The organism is Umezawaea tangerina (assembly GCF_003002815.1).
Taxonomy (GTDB): Bacteria; Actinomycetota; Actinomycetes; order Mycobacteriales; family Pseudonocardiaceae; genus Umezawaea; species Umezawaea tangerina.
The window spans coordinates 120,764-144,526 of sequence record NZ_PVTF01000011.1; the positions used below are offsets into that span (position 1 = coordinate 120,764).

18 protein-coding genes are annotated in these 23,763 nt (G+C 73.8%); 8 read left to right on the forward strand and 10 right to left on the reverse strand.

What is annotated here, in order from left to right; genetic code table 11:
* The first annotated feature begins 68 nt into the window (after positions 1-68).
* Positions 69-1,562, forward strand: coding sequence for an alpha/beta fold hydrolase (locus CLV43_RS32880; protein ID WP_170156120.1), 1,494 nt, complete (start codon positions 69-71; stop codon positions 1,560-1,562).
* Positions 1,563-1,593: 31 nt separating this feature from the next.
* Here CLV43_RS32880 and CLV43_RS48060 read toward each other — a convergent pair whose 3' ends face one another.
* Entirely contained in the window at positions 1,594-1,767 is a 174-nt protein-coding gene (locus CLV43_RS48060; protein WP_170156121.1) for a hypothetical protein, read from the reverse strand.
* Between the two features lie 109 nt (positions 1,768-1,876).
* Here CLV43_RS48060 and CLV43_RS32885 point away from each other — a divergent pair, with 109 nt between their 5' ends.
* Positions 1,877-4,861, forward strand: a complete 2,985-nt coding sequence (locus CLV43_RS32885; RefSeq protein WP_170156122.1) for an AfsR/SARP family transcriptional regulator — start codon at positions 1,877-1,879, stop codon at positions 4,859-4,861.
* On the opposite strand, the gene CLV43_RS32890 is transcribed toward CLV43_RS32885, so the two are convergent.
* Both CLV43_RS32890 and CLV43_RS32895 read right to left on the reverse strand, forming a co-directional pair.
* Positions 4,794-5,729, reverse strand: a complete 936-nt coding sequence (locus tag CLV43_RS32890) for a cyclase family protein (RefSeq protein WP_106192146.1) — start codon at positions 5,727-5,729, stop codon at positions 4,794-4,796. The two genes, CLV43_RS32885 and CLV43_RS32890, sit on opposite strands and share 68 nt — an antisense overlap.
* 190 nt (positions 5,730-5,919) lie before the next feature.
* Entirely contained in the window at positions 5,920-6,702 is a 783-nt protein-coding gene (locus CLV43_RS32895; protein WP_106192479.1) for an IclR family transcriptional regulator, read from the reverse strand.
* A 101-nt stretch (positions 6,703-6,803) separates the two neighbouring features.
* Here CLV43_RS32895 and CLV43_RS32900 point away from each other — a divergent pair, with 101 nt between their 5' ends.
* Genes CLV43_RS32900 through CLV43_RS32920 form a run of 5 tightly spaced genes read left to right on the forward strand, consistent with a single transcriptional unit; the run spans position 6,804 to position 11,799 of the window.
* Positions 6,804-8,138: an MFS transporter gene (locus CLV43_RS32900; protein ID WP_146174987.1), complete on the forward strand. Its 1,335-nt coding sequence runs from the start codon at positions 6,804-6,806 to the stop codon at positions 8,136-8,138.
* Between the two features lie 7 nt (positions 8,139-8,145).
* On the forward strand, positions 8,146-9,030 hold the full coding sequence (locus tag CLV43_RS32905) for a cyclase family protein (RefSeq protein WP_106192149.1): 885 nt from the start codon (positions 8,146-8,148) through the stop codon (positions 9,028-9,030).
* A gap of 33 nt (positions 9,031-9,063) precedes the next feature.
* On the forward strand, positions 9,064-9,660 hold the full coding sequence (locus CLV43_RS32910; RefSeq protein ID WP_106192151.1) for an NADPH-dependent FMN reductase: 597 nt from the start codon (positions 9,064-9,066) through the stop codon (positions 9,658-9,660).
* 8 nt (positions 9,661-9,668) lie between these two features.
* A complete protein-coding gene (locus CLV43_RS32915) occupies positions 9,669-10,619 on the forward strand; it encodes an amidohydrolase family protein (RefSeq protein WP_211304670.1) in 951 nt (316 codons plus the stop codon).
* 52 nt (positions 10,620-10,671) lie between these two features.
* Positions 10,672-11,799, forward strand: coding sequence for an FAD-dependent monooxygenase (locus tag CLV43_RS32920; RefSeq protein ID WP_106192153.1), 1,128 nt, complete (start codon positions 10,672-10,674; stop codon positions 11,797-11,799).
* 3 nt (positions 11,800-11,802) lie between these two features.
* On the opposite strand, the gene CLV43_RS32925 is transcribed toward CLV43_RS32920, so the two are convergent.
* The 4 genes from CLV43_RS32925 to CLV43_RS32940 all read right to left on the reverse strand — a co-directional run bounded on the left by CLV43_RS32925 (position 11,803) and on the right by CLV43_RS32940 (position 18,854).
* A complete protein-coding gene (locus CLV43_RS32925; protein ID WP_106192154.1) occupies positions 11,803-14,916 on the reverse strand; it encodes an ATP-binding protein in 3,114 nt (1,037 codons plus the stop codon).
* A gap of 309 nt (positions 14,917-15,225) precedes the next feature.
* On the reverse strand, positions 15,226-17,541 hold the full coding sequence (locus CLV43_RS32930; RefSeq protein WP_106192156.1) for a beta-L-arabinofuranosidase domain-containing protein: 2,316 nt from the start codon (positions 17,539-17,541) through the stop codon (positions 15,226-15,228).
* A 412-nt stretch (positions 17,542-17,953) separates the two neighbouring features.
* Positions 17,954-18,256 carry a hypothetical protein gene (locus CLV43_RS48065; protein ID WP_170156123.1) on the reverse strand — a complete coding sequence of 101 codons (303 nt, stop codon included), beginning with the start codon at positions 18,254-18,256 and terminating at the stop codon, positions 17,954-17,956.
* A 109-nt stretch (positions 18,257-18,365) separates the two neighbouring features.
* Positions 18,366-18,854: a MarR family winged helix-turn-helix transcriptional regulator gene (locus CLV43_RS32940; protein ID WP_245887153.1), complete on the reverse strand. Its 489-nt coding sequence runs from the start codon at positions 18,852-18,854 to the stop codon at positions 18,366-18,368.
* An 87-nt stretch (positions 18,855-18,941) separates the two neighbouring features.
* Between CLV43_RS32940 and CLV43_RS32945 the strand changes: the two genes are divergently transcribed.
* Positions 18,942-19,865 (forward strand): alpha/beta hydrolase, encoded by a 924-nt coding sequence (locus tag CLV43_RS32945; RefSeq protein ID WP_106192161.1) that lies wholly within the window; start codon positions 18,942-18,944, stop codon positions 19,863-19,865.
* 94 nt (positions 19,866-19,959) lie between these two features.
* Here CLV43_RS32945 and chvE read toward each other — a convergent pair whose 3' ends face one another.
* The 3 genes from chvE to CLV43_RS32960 all read right to left on the reverse strand — a co-directional run bounded on the left by chvE (position 19,960) and on the right by CLV43_RS32960 (position 23,744).
* Entirely contained in the window at positions 19,960-21,093 is a 1,134-nt protein-coding gene (gene chvE, locus CLV43_RS32950) for a multiple monosaccharide ABC transporter substrate-binding protein (protein ID WP_170156124.1), read from the reverse strand.
* Positions 21,094-21,202: 109 nt separating this feature from the next.
* Positions 21,203-22,246 carry an ABC transporter permease gene (locus tag CLV43_RS32955; RefSeq protein WP_211304671.1) on the reverse strand — a complete coding sequence of 348 codons (1,044 nt, stop codon included), beginning with the start codon at positions 22,244-22,246 and terminating at the stop codon, positions 21,203-21,205.
* Positions 22,239-23,744: a sugar ABC transporter ATP-binding protein gene (locus CLV43_RS32960; protein WP_106192164.1), complete on the reverse strand. Its 1,506-nt coding sequence runs from the start codon at positions 23,742-23,744 to the stop codon at positions 22,239-22,241. The genes CLV43_RS32955 and CLV43_RS32960 overlap by 8 nt, the downstream gene beginning before the upstream one ends.
* Positions 23,745-23,763 lie beyond the last annotated feature (19 nt).

Genomic DNA, 23,763 nt, shown 5'->3' on the forward strand with positions numbered 1-23,763 from the left:
TCCGACGGCCGCGCGGTCGTCGACGTCCTGAGCCGGGCACCGGTTCACGGACCGGCCGAGGGATCACCATGGAGTGCAAGCGCATCACCGCCATCGTCGTCGCGACCGCCTTGGTGGCGGCCGGTTGCGCTGAGGACGACCCGCCGTCGGCACCACCGCAGACCTCGCCGACCTCCTCCGCCGTCGCGCTGACGCCTTGTGCGGTCCCGAAGATCCCGACGGCGCGGTGCGGCAGCATCACTGTCCCCTTGGACCGGTCACACCCGGAGGCGGGGACCACGGAGGTGGCCTTCGCCCTCGTGCCCCGCGCGAACCAGGCGCTGCCGTCGCTGGGCACGATCGTCACCAACCCCGGCGGGCCGGGCTCCGGCACCGTGGACCTGGTCGGCTTCCGCTACGCCGAAGGGCTGCGGCCCGTTCTCGACCGCCGCGACCTGCTGCTCGTCGACCCGCGCGGGGTCGGCAGGTCCGCCCCGATCAGCTGCCCGTCGTTGGAGGACCCCGCCAGGGTGTTCGCGGCGGTGGAGGTCCAGCGCGCCGCCATCGGGCGGTGCGGCGAAGCGTTGGGGGACAAGGCGGGGTACTACGGCACGGCCGCCGTGGCCGACGACTTCGACGACGTCCGCGCCGCGGTGGGCGTGGACCGCGTCGACCTGCTGGGCGACTCCTACGGCACGTACCTGATGACCACCTACGCCGCCCGCCACCCCGATCACGTCCGGTCGGTGGTCCTGTCCGGGGCCTACCCCGTCAACACCGACCACGACTCCTCGGGGGCGTTCGCCGCGGCCGCGTTGCGCCGTGCGATCGGGCTGGTGTGCGAGCGCACCACGTCGTGCTCCGGCCCGACGGTCCTGGCCGACCTCGCGGCCCTCGCCGCGAGGCTGCGCACCGCGCCCGTGGCGTTCACCGTGCCGTTCGAGGGGAGGTCCTTCGACGTGGTGCTCGACGAGTGGCAACTGGCCGGGACGGTCGGGAAGCTCTACTCCGGTGCCGCGGACGTCGAGACGAAGCTGGCGCTGGCCGCCGCGCTGGCTGCGGCCAGGGCCGGTGACCTCGCCCCGGTCCAGGAGCTGGTCAAGGCGCACCTGCTGGAGATGGCCTCCATCCCCGCGATGGGCGTGGGGCTCGTGTCGGAACCGCTCGCCTGGGCCACTACCTGCCACGACTACCAGCGCGACTTCTCCTACGCCGACAGCGCGGCCGAACGGCAGCGCGCCTTCGCCGACGCCCTGGCGCGGTTGAAGGCGGAGGACTTCGCCCCGTTCTCCCCGAAGGCCTGGGTCACCAGGGACTCCTACGACGCGGGCGCCTGCCTGGACTGGCCCGCGGACCCGACCGCCACCGCCCCGGTCGCCAAGGGCACCAAGCTCGCCGACGTCCCCGTGCTGGTGCTGTCCGGCGACCTCGACGCCAACACCTCCACCGCGTCCGGCGAGGAGGCGGCCGCGCAGTTCCCCAACGCCCGGCTCGTCGAGGTCGCGGGCGCGGGCCACACGCCCACGATCACGGACGAGGGCGCGAAGCTGGCCATGGAGTTCATCGCGCGCGACCACCCCTGACCGTTCGCCGCGGGGGAGAGGTCGAGGCCGATCACCCGGCGCCCGGTCGAGCGCGCGACCGGGATCGCGACCCGGCCGTTCCCACCGCCGGCTCGACCACCGGCCCGTCGGCCTCGCCCGCGAGGCCCGTGGAGAACGCGACGTCCTCGGTCATGTGGGCCGACCACTCCTCGTCGCAGACCGCGAATGCCTCGTCCCAGCTCACCCACCGAGCGTGGTACGCCCCGACGCGGCGAGGCCAGCCGATTCCTACCCTGGTGGGCGAGCCGCCGTTCGCGGCGCGGTGGTCGATCGCACGGAGGAGGAGTCGCGTGGTGCGGTTCGGGATCCTGGGGCCGTTGCTGGTGACCGACGGGTCCGGCGTCGAGATCCCGGTGGTGGGGGCTCGTCCGCGGGTGCTGCTGGCGGCGCTCGTGGCGCGGGCGAACCAGGTGGTGGGGGCCGACGAGCTGGCGGAGGTCGTCTGGGACGGCGCACCGCCACCCGCGGCCGCGCGGACGGTGCGCCGGTACCTGACGCGGGTGCGCCGCGCGGTGGGCCCGGAGGTGGCCGGGCGGATCGTCACGCGCAGCCCCGGTTACGCGTTCCTGGCGGGTGAGGACGAGGTGGACCTGCTCCGGTTCGAGGCGTGCTGCGCCCGAGGTGGGGCGGCGGTGCGGGCGCACGACTGGGCGCGGGCGGCGGACCTGCTGGGTGGTGCCCTGGCCCTGTGGCGGGGGACGCCGTTGCAGGACGCCCCGTCGCGGGTGCTGCGGGAGGTCCACGTCCCGAGCCTGGACCGGCTGCGGGCCCAGGCCCTGGAGTGGCGGATCGAGGCCGACCTCAACCTGGGCCGCCACGACGACCTGGTGCCCGAGCTGTCGCGGCTGGTCGAGGAGCACCCGTTGCGCGAGCACGTCCACGGGCTGCTGATGCTCGCGCTGTACCGCGGCGGCAGGCAGGGTGAGGCGCTGGCGGCCTACCGCGACGCCCGACGGGTGCTGGTCGCGGAGCTGGGGGTCGAGCCCGCCGGTCCGCTGCGCGAGCTGCACCAGCGGATCCTGGCAGGCGACCCGGCCCTCGACGGACCACCGGCGGGAGCGGTGGCGAGGTCGGTGCCGCGCCAGCTGCCGGCGGGCGGTCCGCACTTCACCGGCCGCGCCGGCGCGCTCCGGGCGTTGACCGGGCTCGCCGCACGCGCGGAGGCAGACCGGAGCGCGGTGGTGGTCTCCGCGATCGGCGGTGCCGCCGGGATCGGCAAGACCGCGCTCGCCCTGCGCTGGGGCCAGGAGAACGCGCACCGCTTCCCCGATGGTCAGCTGTACGCGAACCTGCGCGGCTTCGACCCCGCCGGGGTCCCCGTGCCCGCCGGGACGGCGGTCCTGGGTTTCCTGGAGGCACTCGGCGTCCCGGCCGCGCGGATCCCGGCCACCCCGGACGCCCGGTCCGCCCTGTACCGCAGCGAACTGGCCGGGCGGCGGGTCCTGGTCGTGCTGGACAACGCCCGCGACGCCGACCAGGTGCGCCCGCTGCTGCCGGGGACACCGGGCTGCCTGGTGCTGGTCACCAGCCGCGACGCGCTGACCGGACTGGTCGCCGTCGACGGCGCGCACCCCCTGTCGCTGGACCTGCTCACCACGACCGAGGCCCGCGCCCTGCTGGCGCACCGGCTCGGAGCCGACCGCGTCGCCGCGGAACCGGAGGCGGTCGACGAGCTGGTCGGGCTGTGCGCGCGGCTGCCGCTGGCGCTCAACATCGCCGCCGCCCACGCCCTCGCCCGCCCCGACGTCCCCCTGGCCACCCTCGCGGGCAGGCTCCGCGACACCCCGGACCGGCTGTCCGAGCTGGACACCGGCGAGGACGCGGGCAGCGTGCGCGCGGTGCTCTCCTGGTCGTCGCGCGACCTCGACCCCGACGCCGCCCGCCTGTTCCGGCTGCTCGGCCTGCACCCCGGCGCCGACCTCGACCGGTACGCGGCCGCCGCACTCGCGGACCTGCCCGTGCACCGGGTCGACCTGCTGCTCGACCGGCTCACCCGCGCCCACCTCGTCCACACCGCGGGGCCCGACCGGTTCGGCATGCACGACCTGCTGCGCGCTCACGCCCGCGACCTCACCACCCCGCACGAGGAGCGGCGGGCGGCGCTGTCCCGGCTGTCCGACCACTACCTGTGCACCGCGGCCACCGCGATGGACACCCTGTTCCCCTTCGAGGGCCACCGCCGTCCCCGCGTCGACCCGCCACCCGCACCCGGTCCACCCGTGCACGACGCCGCCGGGGCACGGGCGTGGCTCGACGCCGAACGCGCCACCCTCGCCGCCATCGCCGAGCACGGTCGCCCCGAGGACGCCATCCGGTTGTCGGCCACCCTGTCGCGCTACCTCATGGGCGGCGTGCACGCCGAGGCCCTGGCGATCCACCACGCCGCCCGTCGCGCCGCCCACGGCACGGGCGACTCCCACGCCGAGGCCACGGCGCTGGCCCGCATCGCGATCATCGACCACCGGCAGGGCCGCTTCCGCCGTGCCCTGCTCTCCGCGCGGCGGGCGCTGGAGCTGTTCCGCGAGGTCGGGGACCGCCTCGGCGAGGCCCGTGCGCTGCTCTACCTCGGGCTGGTCGCCAAGGAGCAGGGGCACGTCCCGGAGGCCACGGCCCACTTCGAGCAGGCCCTGGACCTCTTCCGGGAGACCGGCGACCGGCTCGGGCAGGCCAAGGCCGTGGGCAGCCTCGGCGCGCTCGCCCTGGAGCAGGGCCGCCACCGCGAGGCAGCCGACCGGAACCGGCTGGCCCTGGACCTGTTCCGCGAGATCGGCGACCGGACGAGTGAGTCGCACACCCTGGTCGGCCTCGGTGAGCTCAGCTCGCGGGAAGGTCGGCACGAGGAGGCGACCGGTCACCTCCGCCTGGCACTCGCGCTGAGCCGTGAGGTCGGCGACCGGTCGGGGGAGGCCCGCGGCCTGGACGCGCTCGGCGTGGTCCACCGGTGCCAGGGCGGGCACGAGCAGGCCGAGGAGCACCACCGCCGGGCCGCGGAGCTGTTCCGCGAGCTGGGGGACCGGGCGGGGGAGGCCCGTGCGCTGGTCAACCTGGGTGCGCTCGCCGCCGCGCGCCACCGCCACCAGGACGCGGCCTCCCACTACCGGCTCGCCCTCGACCTGTCCCGCGAGATCGGTCACCCCTCCGGCGAGGCGGCGGCCCTCAGCGGCCTCGCCGAGGTCGCCGCCACCCCGAGCGGCACCGGAACGCCGAGGGCTAGAACACCGCGAGCGGGTTCACCGGCACGCCCGTCAGCCCGCGGAACGGCGGCGCGCCCAACGTGAACAGGAAGCTCCACCGGTCCAGCTCGGCGCACACGTCCCCCAGGGCGTCCACGGCGGCGTTGTCGACCAGCGGCGTCCCCAGCCGGGCGAGCGCGACCGCGTGCAGCGGCATCACCTCGCCGAGCTGCGGGGGCCGGTCCCCGATGTCGCTCGCGATGAGGCCCACCCCGCGGTCGGCCATCCAGAGGACGGCCCCCAGGGACAACCAGGGCGCGGGCTCCGGCCGCGGGAGGTGCCGCGTCCAGCCGCCGCGCACCACGAGCGCGTCACCGCTCGTGACCCGCACGCCCGACCTGGTCTCGGCCTCCTCCAGGTCCGCCGCGGTGACCGCCGTGGCGGGGTCCAGCCTGCCGCCCACCGCGAGGTCGAGCAGCACCCCGCGGGTGACCACACCGTCCACGAAGGCGGTGGTCGAGGCGCGGTTCAGCGTCCCGCCCGCGGTCGCCTCGTCGAGGGGGACGCCGGGGTACACCCGGCCGTCCACTGTCACGTGCCCGAGGGCGTCGATGTGCGTGAGCGCGACGTGGTGGGTGGTCACGGTCATCGTGTCGACGGTGGCGAGGGACGGCGACCCCACGTAGACCATGGTCTGGAGCAGCGGTGCGGGCATCGGCACGAGCCGCGGCGGACCGGGCCGCCCACCCGCCACGACGACGGGGTCGACCGGGTGCGCCAGCGAGACCACGCGCCCGGTCCGCGCCTCGGCGGCACCCCTGGCCCGCGCCTCGTCGGTGATGAGGTTCAACGTGCCGAGGTCGTCGTCCTGGCCCCACCGACCCCAGTTGCTCGGCAGCTCCTCGTAGCCGGGCGGGAGCAGCGCCTCCTGGTCGGCGGGAGGGTGCGCGGTCGTCCTGGCGATCTCCGTCATCGGTCTTCCTTCGTCGGCCTGACGTCCACCGGTCCTGTGTGGACGGCCGTCGCGGTCGCGCGGCGGGTAGTTCGTACCCGCCGCGGTGGGACACGCGGGCGACACCACGGCGACAGCGCACGACCGGATCCGGCGAGGTGCTCGATCGACCGCGGCCCGTCTCGGCTGGGCGGCGCTGCGCGGTCACGGCTCAGCCGAACGCGTCGGTGGTCGTCAGCTGGCGCGAGATCGCGCGGGCGGTGGCGCGGACGGCCGGTACGTAGGCCGCGGGGTCGAACTCCGGGCTCGGTACGACGACCGAGAGGGCGGCGACGACGTCGCGGCCGTTGCGGATCGGTGCGGCGACCGTGGTGCGGGGAGCCCTCGGGTCGGTGCGCCGCGCCACCGCGTAGTCGCCCCGCCGGATCTCGGCCAGGCCGCGGCGCAGGTCGTCGGCGGTGCGGAGGGTGTCGTCGGTGTCGACCGGGACGAAGGCGCGCAGGCCGCGTTCCTGCACGTCGACCGGGGCGTTCGCCAGGAGCACGAGCCCCACGCCCGTGGTGGTCATGGCCACGCGCTCGCCGACCCGGAACCGCACCGGGGCGGCGTCGTGCGCGGAGAGCCGTTCCACCAGCAGGGCCTCGTCGTTGTCGCGCACCGCGAGCAGGACGTGCTGACCGGTGACGTGGAAGAGGTCTTCCATGAACGGCATCGCGACGGCGCGCAGCCCGTGCCCCCGCGGCGCGAGCGAGGCCACCTCCAGCAGGCGCAGGCCGATGACGAAGCGGCCGTCGTCGAGGCGTTCGAGCGCGCCGACGGCGGTCAGCTGACGGGCCAGGCGGAGCACCGTGCTGCGCGGCATGCCGGTGCGGTGGGTGAGTCCCGCGAGCGGCAGCGCGCGGTGCTCGGAGTCGAACGAGCCCAGCAGGGCGAACGCCCGCTCGATGAGCGCCTCGCCCGCGCCGGAACCGCTCCCCGGATTCGATGACGACATGGTCTTCCGTTCCACTCAGTGGCATCGACGGTGCCATTCCCCGCGGTCGCTCCTAGCTTAGGAGCCCTGCCCAGGCCCCTACCGACGGGAAAGTCCTTCCGGTGAACGAAGTCGTCGCACAGCGACCGAACCGCCCGCGCGGCCCCTGGTGGGTCGCGACGGGGGCCGGTCTCGCCATGGCGGTCAGCGCGGGCCCGATGGTCGTGAGCACGCTGAGCCTGTTCGTCGTCCCCATCGCCGAGGACACGGGGTGGAGCCGCACCGCGGTCACCGCCGCGTTCACCTCCATGGCGCTGGGGCAGGCGGTGGGGACACCGGTGGTCGGCCACCTGCTGGACCGGTTCGCGTTCCGGTGGGTCGTCGCGCCGTCCTGGGCGCTGTACTGCGCGTGCCTGGCGCTGGTCACCGCGGTTCCCCGTGCCCTGCCGCTGTTCTACGGCCTGTTCTTCCTCACCGGCGTCTTCGCCGGGGGCACGATGATCCCGTTCGTCAAGGCCACGCTCAGCTGGTTCGACAACAGGCGCGGAGCGGCGGTGGGCGTGACCGCGGCGTTCGCCGCGCTCGGCGCGGCCACGACCCCGCTGCTCGTGAGCGCCCTGCTCACCGCGCACGGCTGGCGGGTCACCTACCGGTGGCTGGCCCTGGTCGCGTTCGTCGTCTCGCTGACCGCGGTGTTCGCCCTCGTCCGGGTCCGGGCCGAACGGGCGCTGCGCGGTCGGCTGGTCAAGGTGGTCGTCGCGGACGACCGGGTGGTGAGCCTGGAACCGCCGGGGCTGGACGTCCGGGAGTCGTTGCGCGACAAGCACTTCTGGATGATCGCGGTCAACCTCTGCGCGACCGGTGTCGCCGTGGTCGGCATCCAGGTGTCCATCGTGCCGATGATGCTCGACCAGGGCGTCGCACCCGGCCGCGCCGCCTCCCTGCTCACGGTGTTCGGCCTGGCCTCGTTGCTGGGCCGGGTGGTGGGCGGCGCGCTCCTGGACCGCTTCCACGCACCGGTCGTGTGCGCCGTCGTGGTCCTGTGCCCGGCCGTCGGGGTGTTCCTGCTGCACGGCCCGTTCGCGAGCGCGGCGGCCGGGACCGCGCTGGTCGGCGTCGCCTTCGGCGTCGAGGTGGACCTGCTGCCCTTCTTCGTCAGCCGGTACCTGGGCATGCGCCGCTTCGGCGGCCTGCTCGGGATCCTCCAGGCCGCCGTCATGCTGACCTCCGCCTTCGGCCCGCCGGCCGTGAACCTCGGCCGTGACGTGCTGGGCGGCTACGACGCCGTCCTGCCCTGGCTGGCCGGGTTGCTGGTCGTGTGCGCGGCCCTCGTGCTGCGCCTGGGCCCCTACCGCTACCCCGCGGTCGCGGGCTTCGACCGGGTCGCCGCTCGCGACGAGCTCGTCGAAGCCCTGCGCCCCAACGATTCCACTCCAGCGACGAGGAAGAGCGAGTGACCGGACGATGACGTCACCGGACAGCACCGAGGACCTGCCGACCAACTGGGGCCGGTGGGGCCTCGACGACGAGCACGGCACCCTGAACTTCATCACGGACGACGCGCGCGCCCGAGGCGTGGCCGAGGCGACGACGGGACGTGTCGTCCCGCTCGGCCTCCCCGTGCCGACCGCGCCGGTCGCCGGGCCCGTTCCCTTCGGCACCAGCGGAATGCCCACGGGTGTCCTGCAGATGATGTGCTTCACCGGCTCACCCGCGCGGGCCCTCACCGACGTCCTGGTCGTCAACACCCACCACGGCGCCGTCACGCACGTCGACGCCCTGGTCCACGTCCCGGTCGGCGACCAGGTGTACCCCGGCGTGCCGGTGGCGCGGGCGGTCGTCGGCGGGACGGTCCGGCATGGCTCCACCACACCGTTCGCGGCGGGGATCACCACCCGCGGCGTCTTCCTCGACCTCGCCCCGGACGGCCGTCTCGAACCCGGTCACCCGGTGACCGGGCAGGACCTCGCCGACGCCGAGTGGCGCGCCCGCGTGCGGCTGGAATCGGGGGACGCGCTCGTCGTCCGGGGCGGCTGGAGGATCGCCGACCACCTGACCGACCCCGTGCCCGCTCTCGCCGTCAGCGCCGTGCGGTGGCTGGCCGACCGCGAGGTGAGCCTGTACGCGGGCGACATCGGCGACCCGCCGCCGGTCCGTCCCGGCGGCGCCCACGTCCTGCACCAGGTCGCACTCGCGCGGCTGGGCATGCCGCTCGTCGACAACGCCGACGTGACCGCCCTGGCCGCGACCTGCCGCGAGCTCGACCGCCACAGCTTCCTGCTCGTGGTCGCCCCGGCGGCCATCACCGGCGCCACCGGCCTGCCGGTCAACCCGCTGGCCATCTTCTGACACCGCGGTCGACGTCGACGGGAGGAGTGGCGGATGTCCAGGTTGTCGATCATCGCGGCGAGCACCAGGCCCGGCAGGGTCGGTCCGGTCGTCGCCCGGTGGGTCGAGGCGGAGGCGAAGGCGCACAACGGGTTCGCGGAGGTCGAGGTGCTGGACCTGGCGGAGGTCGACCTGCCGTTCATGGACGAGCCCCACCACCCGCGCCTGGCCCGGTACGTGCACCGGCACACCAGGGACTGGAGCGCGAAGGTCGCCGCGGCCGAGGCGTTCGTGTTCGTCATGCCGGAGTACAACCACGGCTACAACGCCGAACTGAAGAACGCCATCGACTACCTGCACCACGAGTGGCGCCACAAGCCGGTGGGCCTGGTCTCCTACGGGGGTGTGTCGGCGGGCACGCGGGCGACGCAGATGATCACGCAGGTGGTCACCACGCTGGGGATGACCCCCATCCCCGAGGCCGTGTCCATCCCCTTCGTGCGGCGGTTCGTCGACGCGGGCGGGTCCCTGGTCCCGAACGAAGGCATGACCGCGGCCGCGACGTCGATGCTCGACGGGCTCGTGCTCGTGAACCAGGCGCTGCGCGGGCTGCGCACCGCCTCCCGATCCGCTCAGAACCCACCCCGGTGAGGAATCCCATGCCGTTGTCGTCCGAACCGCTGATCGACGTGCACGCCCACTTCGTCACCGGAAGCTACGTCGCCGCCGCCGAGGCGGCCGGGGTCCTGCACCCGGACGGGATGCCGTCGTGGCCGACGTGGAGCAGTGCCGACCACCTGGACCTCATGGACCGCGGGGGGATCCGGACGTCGTTGCTGTCCCTCTCCTCGCCGGGAACGCACTTCGGCGATGACCGGGCCGCACGGCTGCTCAGCCGCGAGGTCAACGAGTTCGCCGCCGGTGTCCGCGAGGAGCACCCGACGCGGTTCGGGTTCTTCGCCTCCCTCCCGTTGCCGGACACCGAAGGCGCGCTGGAGGAGGCGGTGCACGGCCTGGACGTGCTGGGCGCGGACGGGGTCGTCGTCCTGACCAACCACGGCGGGGTGTACCTCGGCGACGCGCGGTACGAGCCGCTGTGGCGGGAGCTCGACGCCAGGGCGGCGGTGGTGTTCGTGCACCCCACCTCCCCTCCGCACGCCGACGCGGTGACGTCGGGCCGCCCGCGTCCCATGCTGGAGTTCGTGTTCGACTCCGCGCGCGCCGCGGCCGACCTCGTGTTCGCCGGTGTGCAGGCCCGGTACCCGCGGATCGAGTGGATCTTCACCCACGGCGGCGGGGCGCTGCCGCTGCTCGCGGGCCGGATGGAGATGTTCCGCCTCGCCCTCGGGCTGGGAGGCGACCCGGTGCGGGACCGGCTGCGCGGCCTGTGGTTCGACCTGGCGGGAACCCCGTTCCCCGACCAGGTCCCCGCGGTGGACCGCGCCTTCGGCACGGGAAAGCTCCTGTACGGCAGCGACTACTGCTGGACGCCCGCGGACCTGGTCCTGGGCCAGCTGGCGACCGTCGACGCCGCCCCTGGCGGCTGGCGGAGCCTCACCACCGGTAACGCCGAGCGCCTCTTCGCGCGCCTGGGCTCCCAGCACCCCTGACCGACATCCCCACTTGGACCACCCGTGGTCCGACCGGAAAGGCTCACCGCACATGGCTTGTGTCTCGACCGCGTTGGTCGTCGGCGGCGGCATCGCCGGCCTGTCGGCGGCGATCGCGCTCTCCCAGACGGGCGTGCACTGCGACGTCGTGGAGCTCGCCGAAGCGCCGGGGGGCGCGTCGCTCGCCCTGTCGGGCCGGGCGACCGAGGCGCTGGACGAGCTAGGCGTCTACGACGAGTGCTGCGCCCGCGGCACGCCGTTCCACCCCGGAACGACCGCGGCGGACCAGCTGGACGCGGCCGGACGGCTGATCAGCAGGGGACCGACCCGACCGCGGTGGCCGGGGGCGAAGACGCCGGTCGGCATCCACCGCCCGGTGCTCCTGACCATCCTGGAGGAGGCCGCGCGGCGGCTGGGTGTCGAGATCCGCCGGGGCGTGACGACCCTGACCGCGGACGACCGCGACGACGGCGTGCTCGTCACCACGACGGACGGCCGCGAGGCCCGCTACGACCTCGTCGTGGGCGCGGACGGCATCGGTTCGCGCACCCGCGCCCGGCTCTTCCCCGACGGACCCGAACCCGCCTACGCGGGGCAGTACAGCCTCCGCTGGATGACGTCCGGTCCGCCCATCGAGGGCGAGGGGTGGTACCTCGGACCCGTTGGCCGCCTTGGCTTCTACCACCTCCCCGGCGGGCTGATCTACGTCCCCGCCGTGGTGGCCATCCCGGAGCGCGTGCACCTGACCGACGAGGACGTGCACGCGCTGTTCACCCGCCTCCTCGACTCCTACACCGCGCCCGCCGTCGTGGAGATGAGGCGCCGCCTCACCCCGGACGCCGACCTGATCGGCAGGCCGTTCGAGTGGATCCTCCTGTCCTCCGCGTGGCACCGGGGCCGGACGATCCTGATCGGCGACGCCGCGCACGCGACCACCGCGCACATGGGGATGGGCGGTGGCATGGCGATCGAGGACGCCGTCGTGCTGGCGCGGTGCGTCTCCGCGGCGACCACGGTGGCGGAGGCCTTCGACACCTTCATGGACCGCCGCCGCGCCAGGGTCACCACGGTCGTCGAGACGAGCGTGGAGCTGTCGCGCCTGGAACGGGAAGGCGCTCCCGCGTCCGCGAACGTGGAGCTGCTGAGCACCGCCTTCCAGACCCTCGGCAGGCCCTACTGACGCTCAGGTCGTCGGGCCCAGCGCGTGCCGGAGCTCGGCGCGCGACGCGGCGCCGAAGCGCTCGTAGGCCTCGTGCACGAGCGCGGTCGTGGTGTCCAGACCGAGCGCTGTCCGGTGCGCGATGTCGGCCTCGGACCGGCCTTCGGCGGCGAGGTGGGCGATCCGCAGCAGGCGCGGCGACACGAGGTTCACCAGGCTCGGGCCGCCCGCGACGACCCCGGTGCGCACGAGCCGTCCCACGATGACGTCCCGCAGCGCGAGGGCGCCGCACTCGTCGGCCGCGGTGAGCGCCAGGGACAACGCCCGACGGGCGTCCCCGGTGTGGTCGGCGCGCAGGAGGGCCGAGCCGAGCTCGGCCAGCGTGACCAGGCGCTGCCACCGGTCCGGGGAGTTCTCCAGCAGACGCGCCGACTCCTCCAGGAGGTCGATCCCGTTGTCCGGGGCCAACTCCGCGAGCACCCGCAGCGCCCGGCCTTTCGTGGTCGGGGTGCCGAGCCGGTCGGCCCGCGCGTGCGCCGCGGTGGCGATCTCGTGCGCCTCCTCCGGTGCGGAGAACCGCAGCGCCAGCGCCAGGTCCAGGTGCGCCGGGCACACGGCGGGGTTGGCCACGGGAGCGGAGTCCAGCCACCGGCAGGCCTCCCGGAGCGCCGCGACGGCCCGGTCGTGGTCGCCCTGGGCCAGGCGCAGCGCGCCGAGCACCGCTCTGGGGACGGGCAGGATCAGGGCGTCCGGCAGCCGCTCCCCGTAGCTCCGCGCGGCGCACACGGCCGCGGCCCGCTCGACGTCGCCGCGGGCGAGCAGGGCCTGGACGAGCGTGCCGGTCGCGAACCACTGCGCCGGTGTGCCCGTGCCGCCGCGGTCGGCGATGCGCAGGGCGATGTCGGCGTCGGCGACCGCGTCGGCCGTCCGACCGGCCAGCAGTGCCGACTGGCCCCGGTTGGTGTGGGCGAAGGCGAGGTGGGTGCCGTGCCAGCCGTGCCGGTCGAACTCGTCGACCCCCTGGTCGAACAGGCCGTGGGCGATGTCCTGGTGCTCGGTGTACAGGTGGACGAACGCGGTCATCGTCGCCACCTCCATCCCCTGGTCCGCGTCGGCGAACACGACACCGCGCCGCACGACCCGTTCCACCGCCTCCAGCGCCCTGGACGGCGGCTCGCCGCGCAGCACGAGGCTCCACGCGTGGGCCGTGATCAGCAGCCGCTGCGGGTGGGTGGTGCCCGGCAGCGGGGGAGCGATGCGGTCGAGCAGGTCCATCCGGTCGGACCGGAGCGGGTCGTCGGCCCACCAGGTCGCCCACAGCACCTGCTCGGCCAGCAGCTGTTCACGCGACGGCTCGTCGCCGCAGCGGTCGAGCGCGCTGTCCAGGAGGCGGACCGCGTCACCGAGCCGGTCGGCGTAGCCGTGGGTCTTGGCCAGCGCGATGGCCGCCTCGGTGAGCAGCACGTCGTCGGGCGCCTGGTCGTAGGCCGCGCGCAGCTCCGGCAGCGCCGTCGCGACCTCGCCCAGTGCCAGCGCCTGGCCGTAGCGCAGCCGCACCCGGCACATCCGCGAGGCCGGTGGCGGCTCGTCCAGCGCGCGCTTGAGGTAGCGGGCCGCGGTGGCGGACAGACCGGACTCCGCCGCGGAGGCGGCCGCCGCGGTCATCCGGTCGACCACCCACGGGTCGGCGGCGGTGTGCACGCGCAGCAGGTGCGCGGCCACGGCGTAGGTGTCGGCGTCCTCGCCGTGCAGGAGCCGGGCCGCCGCGAGGTGGGTGTCGCTGCGCCGGGACGGCTCGATGGCGTCGTGGACCGCGGTGCGGATGATCGGGTGGCGGAAGTCCACGGCGGGGCCGGGGTGCAGGACCGCCGCGGCGCACAGCCGGTCGTACTGGAGCTTGGCCTCCTCGGGCGTCAGGGAGGCCAGCCGCGCGGCGTGCCGCAGCGCGCAGCCGGGGCCCAGCACGGCGATGGCGTGGGCCAGCCGCCGGGCGGCCGGGCCCAGGTCGTGGAGCCGTTCGGTGACGTGCAGGACGACGTGCCGCGGGGTCAGCGTGCCGACCAGCCCGACGTTGGCCGCCGTCGGGGTCAGACCGCGTTCCCGCGCCACGTCGAGCATCCAGCGCAGGTAGAACGGGTTGCCGCCGCTGTGCCGGAGGAGCTCGGCGCAGAACCGCTCGTCGGGCTCGCGGGTCGTGAGGCGGGGGAGCAGGACGCGGCCGACGATCGTGCGCACCGCGTCGGGCCCGAGCGGCGACGGCCGCACCACCTCCTCGGCGTCCAGGGCGATCCGCGCCAGCTCGGGCGTCCCGTGGTGGGGCCGGTGGGCGAGCAGCAGCACGACGGGCAGCCCGGACAGCCGGTCGCCGAGGAACTCCAGCCAGTGCAACGACTCCTCGTCCACCCAGTGCGCGTCGTCGACCGCGAGCAGCAGGCCGTCCTCGGGGTGGCCCGCGCCGACCAGCGAGGTCGCGTTGACCACGAGCCAGTACAACGCCTCGGTCAGCCCGATCACGCTGGACGCGCCGGTGTTGCCGGGGTGCGGCAGACCGAGCGGGACGCGCGCGAACGCCGCGGCCCCCGCGAAGAGGCGTTCCCGCTCACGGGGGTCGCGGCCCGCGACCCAGCGGGCCAGCAGCGAGCGGACGGCCCCGAACGCCAGCGTCCGGTCCTGCTGGTTGCCGCGCGCGGCCAGCGGCACGATCCCCCTGGCGGCCGCCTCCGCGCACACGTGGGCGACCACCTCGGACTTGCCGATCCCCGCTGGCCCCTCGACGACGATGGTGGCGCCCATCCGCGCGCGCACCGACTCCAGCACCGCCGAGCAGCGGTCGAGGTCGTCGTCGCGCTCCAGGATGCCGCTGTCGGACGCGGTGTGCCCCGGTAATCGGAGCGCGCGCAGGAGCCGCCGCTCGTCCAGCGGCGCGTGGCCGGAGGCGCGGGCGGACACCAGGCAACCGGACACGACCTTCGCCACGAACTCCTCCCGCGGCCGCCGCTTGCCCGACATCACCTCGGAGAACGTCGCGGCGGCCACCCCGCTGCGCCGGGCCAGCACCGCGTCGGAGGGACCGCCCACCACCCGCTGCAAGGTGCGCAGCTGCCGCCGGACGTGGTCGTCGGGATCCTGCTCGGGCATGGCCGCCCCCGCTCGGAATCGTTCGGTTCTTCGACTCCGATGGTGCTCCGACCCGCGGGCGGACGACCCTGATCAGGCCGGCCGACACCCCAATGGCCGCCGGCGAGTGCCCGAAGGGGGGTGCGTGGAGATGACGTTGGTCCTCACGTCGAAGTTCGTCGTCAGGCTGTGCTGCTGCTCTCTGGTCATCGGCTTCATCGCGGGCGTCCTGCTGTGAGCCCACCGACCGGACCGGGGCCTGCCCGTTGCCAGGGGCAGGTCACCGGGCCGCGTCGGCGGGTGGCGGTTCCCAGCCGGACCGCACCGCGTTCACCCGTTGCGCACCAGCCTCCACCGGTTGTCCGCGGAGCCGTTGTCGGAGTCCTGCACCGCCTGTGCGCCCTGCGCGGTCGAGCCGCCCTGGATGCCGAGCAGCTTGCCGCTGTTGGCGTTGCGGATCCGGTGGGTGCCGTCGCCGTTGTCGAGCAGCGTCCACCGGTGGTCGGCGGTGCCGGTGTCGGACCACTGCAGGACGCGGGCGCCGTCGGCGGTGGACATGTTCTCCACGCCGAGGACCTTGCCGCTGTTGGCGTTGCGGAGGCGCACGTCCCCGCCGTCGGGGACCAGCTCCCAGTCGTGGTCGGCGGTACCGGTGTCACCCCATTGCAGGGCGAGGCCGCCGTCGGCGGTCGACATGTCCCTGATGCCCAGCACGAGCCCGCTGGCCGCGTTGACCAGGCGGTGGGTGGTGACGCTGCCGCCGGTCCTCCAGTAGACGGTGTAGTTGTAGCCGTGCGCGTCGTGGAACGGGCCGAGGCCGACGGTCGCGCCGTCGGCCTTCGCCGTGAACGCGAGCGTCGAGCCGCTGGTGCGGGTGACCGAGGCGACGTCGAGCGACGGCAGCGCGGACAGCGCGGTGCTGCCGTAGTTCCCCGCCAGGACGGCGGGACCGTAGGTGACGGCGACGACGTCCGGGTTGTCGTTGGCGGGCACCGCGACCACCCGCATGGGCAGCCGGAGGGTGACGGTGTCGCCGGACGCCCACGAGCGGGTGAGCGCCGCGTACGTGCCGGGAGTGGTCGCGGTGTTCTGGACGGTCCCGTTCACGGCGACCGTCGCGCCGGTGGTCCACGCGGGGATGCGCAGGCGCATCGTCCACGAGTCGCCCGCACTTCCCGACACGGTCAGCGTCGTGGTGTCGCTCGCGGGGTAGGTGGTGCTCTGGGTGACCGTGATGCCGCGTTCGGACCAGGTCAGCACCGAAGGCGCGTAGAGGTTGACGGTCAACGTGGTGCCGTCGCGGAAGTAGATCGAGTCGGCGAGCTTGGTGTTCGTCTCGAGACCGGTGCCCTGGCAGCACCAGAACGTGCCGTAGTCGGTGCTCCAGTTGCCGCCGCCCCACGCCGGACCGGTGTTCCCGCGCCGGTGGCCGGGGTTGAGACCGGTGAAGTAGCAGATGTGGCCGTGCGGGTCGGCGGGGTTCTGCTGGCCGATCAGGTGGTTGAGCAGGGCGCGTTCGTAGAAGTCGAAGTAGGCGGCCCGGCTCGGGTCGAGCAGCCACAGCTCGCGGGTCAGCTTGAGCATGTTGTAGGTGTTGCACGCCTCGGCCGTGTCGGTGGCGAGGTGGGCCGCGATGGCGTTGGGCGCGCGGAAGTGCTCGGCCTGGCTGTTGCCGCCGATCACGTAGGTGTGCGCGGACACGGTGGTGTTCCACGCGTTCGTGGCGATGTCGCGGTAGCGGGTGGTCCCGGTCGCCTTGTACTCGCGCGCCGCGCCGATCCACTTGGGCACCTGCGTGTTGGCGTGCACCCCGTTGAGCTGGTCCCGGTTCGCGGCCAACGGGTCGAACGCGGCCGCGTGGTCGAACCGCTGCGCCGCGGCCAGCCACCGGCCGTCCCCGGTCTGCTGGTACAGGTCGGCCAGCACGGCGTTCATGCCGCCGAACTCCGTGCCCAGCACGCGTTGCATCTGGCTCTGGGACAGCCTTCCCGTGCGCCGGTCCACCCAGCCCGCGAACCGCAGCAGCACGTCCCGCGCCTGCGTGCTGCCGGCGAAGCGCCACACGTCCAGCAGGCCGGCCAGGGTCTTGTGCAGCGCGTAGTACGACACCGACTTCGGGCTGCCCGCCTCCATCGCGTCGAAGTCCGACTCCGGGAACCCCGACAGGTACCCGGAGGTGAACCCGGCGGCCGCGTTGTTCGCCTGGCACTTGGCCAGCTCGGCGACCGCGTAGGCCGCCCGGTCGCGGCACGTCGTGTCACCCAGCACCGCCCAGGCCTGCGCCCAGGCCGTGAGGAAGTGCCCCTGGCTGTGCGTGCGGAACGGGAAGTCCGGCGCCTCCCACCCGCCGAGCGCCGCCGCGCCGCCGGTCGACAGGCGGTGGTTGGCGCGGAAGTTGTAGAGCAGCCGGTCGACGTCGACGAACCTCAGGTAGGTCAGCGTGCGGTTCTGGTTGTCCAGCCACCGACCCGCGCCCAGCCGGACCTGGCCCAGGTCGAACGGCTGGGACAACGCGCCGATGTCCGCGCGCACCGGGGGCACCACCGCGGCCTCGGCGCTACCCCGGAACACCGCGGGCGCGGCGCTCGCGGCGGCCGCGACCCCGGCGGCCTGCAACAGCCTGCGACGACTCAACGACGAGGACATGGGGCTCCTAGGTCGACCGGGACAGGCGCGCCGAGCCTGACCGCCGCCGGTGCCGGGACTCCTCACCGGGGCGGACAGCACCACAGGGTTGTTATCGCTAACATTTAGCGCCCGTCGATGCGGGAGGTGGAGTGGGGCGGAGTGCGTCAGCGGCGGGATGGAGCTGTCTTCACCGGAACACCTGCGGGTGGTGACGTTGTCACGTGCGTGTAACACAGCATGTTAGCGATAACACATCGTGTGTCAACCGCTTCCCCGCGCGCACACGGGGGCGTGCCGGAACGTCGTTGGCGCACAACGTGGTGCGGTAGGCGCCACCGCGGGGACGGCCATGCCGGGCAGGGCGACCACGATCGCCTTCGCGGGCGGGGCTTCCGCCGCCGGGGTTCCCCTGGTGATCCCCGGACAGGTCTCACCCCGCGGTCGCGGGACCGTCCTCGTGCTCGATCCCAACGGGGGAGGACCAGTCGGTGCGGTGGAGGCGGTTGGCCTCGGCGACGTTGCCGGTCCGCACGTCGCCGTCGCCGTCCGGCACGCCGACGTCCACCACGCCGCCGCTCTCCGCGGCGGGGGCCTTCCACCACCCCGCGCAGCCCCGCACGCAGGGGTGGCTCATCTGCCTGAGCACCACGTGACCGCCGGCGTCGGGCACGGGCTGCTGCCAGGTCATCACGCCGGTGCCGTCGCACAGGTCGCAGGCAGTGTCGATTTCCACCTCCACATCGTCGGGGCGACCGGTCCACCCTGCATGACAGGCCACCTGTACGGGGTAGTTCGAGGCCGCGGCGTCAGGGGGCGGCCCGTGGGGGTCGGTCGAACTCCGGTCAGGGCGCGGTGCCGAAGGGCTCGGACGGCGTCGTCGTGGCCCGGCGGACGGTGTCCAGCGCGCCGGCGAGCTGCGCCAGGGTGTCGGCGGACAGCGGTGCGCGCAGGTGCCGTTCGAGCTCGTCGTCGAACGTGGCCCGTGCCGCATCGAGGATCGTGCGGCCCGTCGGGGTCAGTTCGACGATGGATGACCGCCGGTCCTCGGGGTTGGGCCTGCGGGCGAGCAGGTCGGCCTTCTCCAGCCGGTCCACGGCCTGGCTGGTGCCGCCGACCGTGATCGCGAGGGCCCGCGCGATGTCGTGCACCCGGCACCCGGCCGTCGCGTCGACCACCATCAGCACGTTCAGGCCGCCCAGGGTGAAGTCGTGGTCGCGGCGCAGCCGGGCGTCGACGGTGTTCCACAGGACCGTCTCGAACCGCACCAGGTCGTCGAAGACCTTCCGCAGGTCCGTGACCGGCTTCGTTCCTCGCACTCGCGCGTCTCCCACGGCGTCAGGTTAGCTTAACGGCAACTAGCTTAGTGCTAATCTGGTTAGCGCTGATGCAACTGCGGGACGTCTACGACGGGAACGGTCATGGGTGAAGAACAGCGGGAAGTGGTCCACCGCCTCCTCCGGGACGCGGACTTCGACCTCGGCGGGGATGTCCTGGCCCAGCGGCCGCGGCTGGAGCGGCTGCTCACCGCACACCCCCTGCCCGAGGACGTCCGCACGTCCACCGGTGAGCTCGGCGGTGTGCCCGTGGTGTTCGCCGAGCTGGTCGGGACGCGGGCTCTCGGGACGCTCCTGCACCTGCACGGAGGCGGGTTCGCGCTCGGCTCGGCGGGCGGTTCGATCGGGCTCGCGTCGAGCCTGGCCCGGTCGGCCGGGCTCGACGTCGTCGCGGTGGAGTACCGACTGGCGCCGGAGAACCCGTACCCGGCGGCGGTCGAGGACGTGGTCGCCGCGTACCGGGCGCTGCTCGACCGCGAGGGGAGCGCGGCGAACGTCGTCGTGTCCGGCGAGTCGGCCGGTGGGAACCTCGCACTGGAACTCCTCCTGGCCGTCCGGGACGAAGGGCTCGCCCGCCCCGCCGCGGCCGTGCTGTTCTCCCCGATGACCGACCTGACCGTGAGCGGGGAGAGCTTCCGCACCAAGGCCGCGGTCGACCCGAACATCACCGCCGCGGCGATCCGCACCAGGATCGCCGACTACCTGGACGGCACCGGCGTGGACCCGGCCGACCCCGGGGTGAGCCCGGTCTTCGCGGACCTGACCGGGCTCCCTCCGCTGCTCGTGCAGGCGGGGTCGAGCGAGGTGCTGCTCGACGACGCCACCCGCCTGGCGGTCCGGGCCGCCGCCGACGACGTGCCGGTGGTCCTGGACGTCGTCCCCGGTGTGCCGCACGTGTTCCAGGCGTTCGCCGCCGTCCTGGAGGAAGGCGCCGAGGCTCTGCACCGGGCGGGGCGCTTCGTCCGCGGCCACCTCGCGGCGGCCGCTGTGGACTCCGTGGAGGTGTAGCCGGGGTCCGGTGGAAGTCCACAGTGGACTGCTTGGTCGGGGGCGACCGGTGGCGGCGGCACCGGTCGCCCCCGTGCTCGACGGGGCGCGGTGGTTACCTGATCTGGTCCGCGGTCAGGTAACCGGAGTCGATCAGGACCTTCTGGTAGTTGGCCTTGTCGACGGTGACCACGGGGAGGGTGAACGTGGGGACGACCTTCTTGCCGTTGTCGTAGTCGCCGGGGTTGTTGATCTCGGGCTTGCCGCCCTTCAGGACGGCGTCGGCCATCTTCACCGCGACGTCGGCGAGCTGGCGCGTGTCCTTGTACACGGTGGAGTACTGCTCACCGGCGATGATCGACTTGACCGAGGGGACCTGGGCGTCCTGGCCGGTCACGATCGGGTAGGGCTGGGTGGCGCTGCCGTAGCCGTTGCTCCGGAGCGCGGACAGGATGCCGATGGACATGCCGTCGAAGGGGGAGAGCACGCCCTGCACGTGCGCGCCGCCGCCGTAGCTGGAGGTGATGACGTCCTCCATGCGCCGCTGCGCGGCGGCCGCGTCCCACCGCAGGACGGCGACCGTGCCGAAGTCCTTCTGGCCGCTCTTGACGACCAGGGTGCCCTTGTCCAGGTACGGCTTGAGGACGGACATGGCGCCGTTGAAGAAGAACGTGGCGTTGTTGTCGTCCGGCGAGCCCGCGAACAGCTCGACGTTGAACGGACCCGTCGCGTCGCCCGCGGATCCGTCGGCCTTCTTCAGCCCGAGACCGGTCAGCAGGGACGTGGCCTGCTCGACGCCGACCTTGAAGTTGTCGAAGGTGGCGTAGTAGTCGACGTTCGGGCTGTTGAGGATCAGCCGGTCGTAGGAGATGACCGGGATCTTGCGGTCCGCCGCCTGCTGGACCTGGCTGGTGAGCGACTTGCCGTCGATGGAGGCCACGATGAGCACCTTGGCGCCCTTGGTGATCTGGTTCTCGATCTGGTTGGCCTGCGTCGGGATGTCGTCCTGGGCGTACTGCAGGTCGACCTGGTAGCCCTGCTTCTCCAGTGCCGCCTTGATGTTGTCGCCGTCGTGGATCCACCGCTCGGAGGACATGGTCGGCATCGTGACGCCGACCAGCGACCCCGCGCCGGACCCGGTTCCCGCCTGCTGGTCCACGGTCTTCGTGGACGAGCCGCAGGCGCTCGTCGCCGCGATCAGCGCCAGGGCGCCGCCCATCGCGGCGAGGCGTAAGGAAGTGGATTTCATCGTCGTCTCCTCGTTGGTGCCATCTCCGGCGGGGGCTGACCAGGACGAGCCGGTGTGCGGGCCCGGCCGCCCGACGCCGTGTCGGTCGACTGGTGACGCGGGTCGGGGGTCAGTCCTGGACCTTGCCCCCGGTGACGCGGGACAGCGCCAGCGCGATCAGGATGATCGCGCCGTTGAGCGCGCCGATCCACTGCGCGGGGACGCCCGCGAGGGTGAGCACGTTCTGGATCATGTACAGCAGCAGGATGCCGGTGAAGGCGCCGAACACCGTGCCCTTGCCGCCGTTGAGGCTGATGCCGCCGATGACGGCCGCGGCGAACACGGTGAAGATGTAGCCGTTGCCCTGCGCGGAGGCCACCGACGCCAGCCGCCCGGACAGCAGCAGGCCCGCGACGGCCGCGAGCAGGCTGGCGGTGACGATCACGATCCAGAGCACCCGGTCGGTGCGGATGCCCGCCGCCTTGGCCGCGTCGACGTTGCCGCCGATCGCGTACAGGGACCGGCCGAAGCTGGTGAAGCCGAGCACCACGATGCCGACCGCGAACAGGGCCAGGCACAGCCACACCGACGCGGGCACGCCGAGCCACTGCGTGGTGCCGAGGTAGAGCATCGACCCCGGCAGCCGGAAGAACGTCTGGCCGCCGGAGATCCCGGTCAGGATGCCGCGCAGCACGATCAGCATGCCGAGCGTCACGATGAACCCGTTGAGCCCGAACCGGATGATGAACAGCGCGTTGACGACGCCGACGAGCACCCCGACCGCGAGCGTGACCGGCACCGACCAGCCGCCCGGCAGCAGGCCCAGCCCGTGGCCCGCGCCGACGGGCACCGTGAGCCACGCGGCGACACCGGGGGCGAGGCCGACGGTGGACTCCAGCGAGAGGTCCATCTTCTTCACGACCAGCACGAGCGTCTGCGCCAGCACCAGGATCGCGATCTCCGACATGGTCTGCAGCACGTTGAGCAGGTTGTCCCCGCGCAGGAAGACCGGGCTGACCAGCTGCCCCACGACCGCGATCACGATGATCGCGGGGATGAGCGCCAGGTCGCGCAGCCGGGCGAAGGCGATCCGCCTGCCCCCGGCGCGCGGCGGCGGGCCGTCCTCGGCCGGGGTGCTCGCGGTGACCGCGGTCCCGGTGCTGGTCTCAACCATCGAGGTCGACTCCTTCCATGGCGGCCACGAGCTGGTGGTCGTGCCAGCCGCGGGGGATCTCGGCGACCACGCGGCCCTGGAACACCACCAGGACCCGGTCGCACAGGCGCAGGTCGTCGAGCTCGTCGGAGGCGATGAGCACCCCGGCACCGGACTCGGCGATCTCCTCGACCTTGGCGAGGAGGAACTCCTTGGACCGCACGTCGACACCCGCGGTCGGGTTGACCAGCACCAGCAGCTTCGGGTCGTTCGCCAGCGCGCGGGCCATGACGACCTTCTGCTGGTTGCCGCCGGACAGGCCGGAGACCGGCAGCTCCGGCCCCGGCGTCTTGATCGCGAGCTTCCCGATCATGGACCGGGCGAAGGAGTCCCGGCGGCGGCCGTCAATGAAGCCCGCCCGGCCGAGCCGGTCCGGGATGGTCAGGGTCCCGTTGTCGGCGATGGACATCCGCGGCACGTAGCCCTGGTGGTGCCGGTCCTGCGGCACGAAACCGACGCCCGCGGCCAGCGCCGCGGGCACGCTGCCCGGCGCGGGGCGCACGCCGTCGATCTCCACGACGCCGTCGGCGGCGGCCCGCAGGCCCGCGACGGTCTCCGCCACCTCGATGCGGCCGCTGTTCGCCGCGCCCGCCAGGCCGACGACCTCGCGGGCCCGGACCTGGAACGACACGTCCTCGTAGCGGCCGGGCAGGGACGCGCCGGTCACGGCGAGCACGGTCGCCGCCCCCGCCGGGGGACCGCTTCGCGCCGCGCCCGCCTCCGCCGCGGCCTCGCCGGTCATGGCCGCCACCAGCTCCGCCCTCGGCAGGTCGCCGACCGCGGCGGTCAGGACGTGCCGGGCGTCGCGGAACACCGTGACGGTGTCGCAGATCTCGTAGACCTCCTGGAGGTGGTGGCTGATGAACAGGAAGGTGACGCCCTGCCGCTGGAGGTCCCTGATCCGGGCGAACAGCCGGGCGATGGCCGCGCCGTCCAGCTGGGCGGTCGGCTCGTCCAGGACGATGAACCGCGCCCCGAACGACAGCGCCCTGGCGATCTCCAGGAACTGCCGCTGCTCCACGTCGAGGTCGCCCGCGGGCACCCGCACGTCCACGTCGACCGACCAGGTCTCCAGCAGCTCCCGCGCCCGCTCGCGGACCGTCCGCCAGCTGATCAGCCCGCCCCGGCCGCGGTCGTGCCGGTTGAGGAAGAGGTTCTCGGCGACGGTCAGCTCGGGGATGATCGTGGACTTCTGGTAGACGCACGCCACCCGCCGCCGCCACGCGTCGCGGTCGGTGAGCCGGGGAGCGGGCTCGCCGCCGAAGGCGACCGCGCCCTCGTCGGCCGCCTGGAGCCCGGTGAGGATGGACACCAGGGTGGACTTGCCCGCCCCGTTGCGCCCCACCAGCGCGTGCGTCTGCCCCTCCTCGATCCTGATGGAGGCCTCCAGCAGCGCCGCTGTGGACCCGAACCGCTTCGTCACTCCCGTCGCCTCGGCGACGGGTGGGGCCGCGACCATGTCGCTCGTCTCCCTCCTG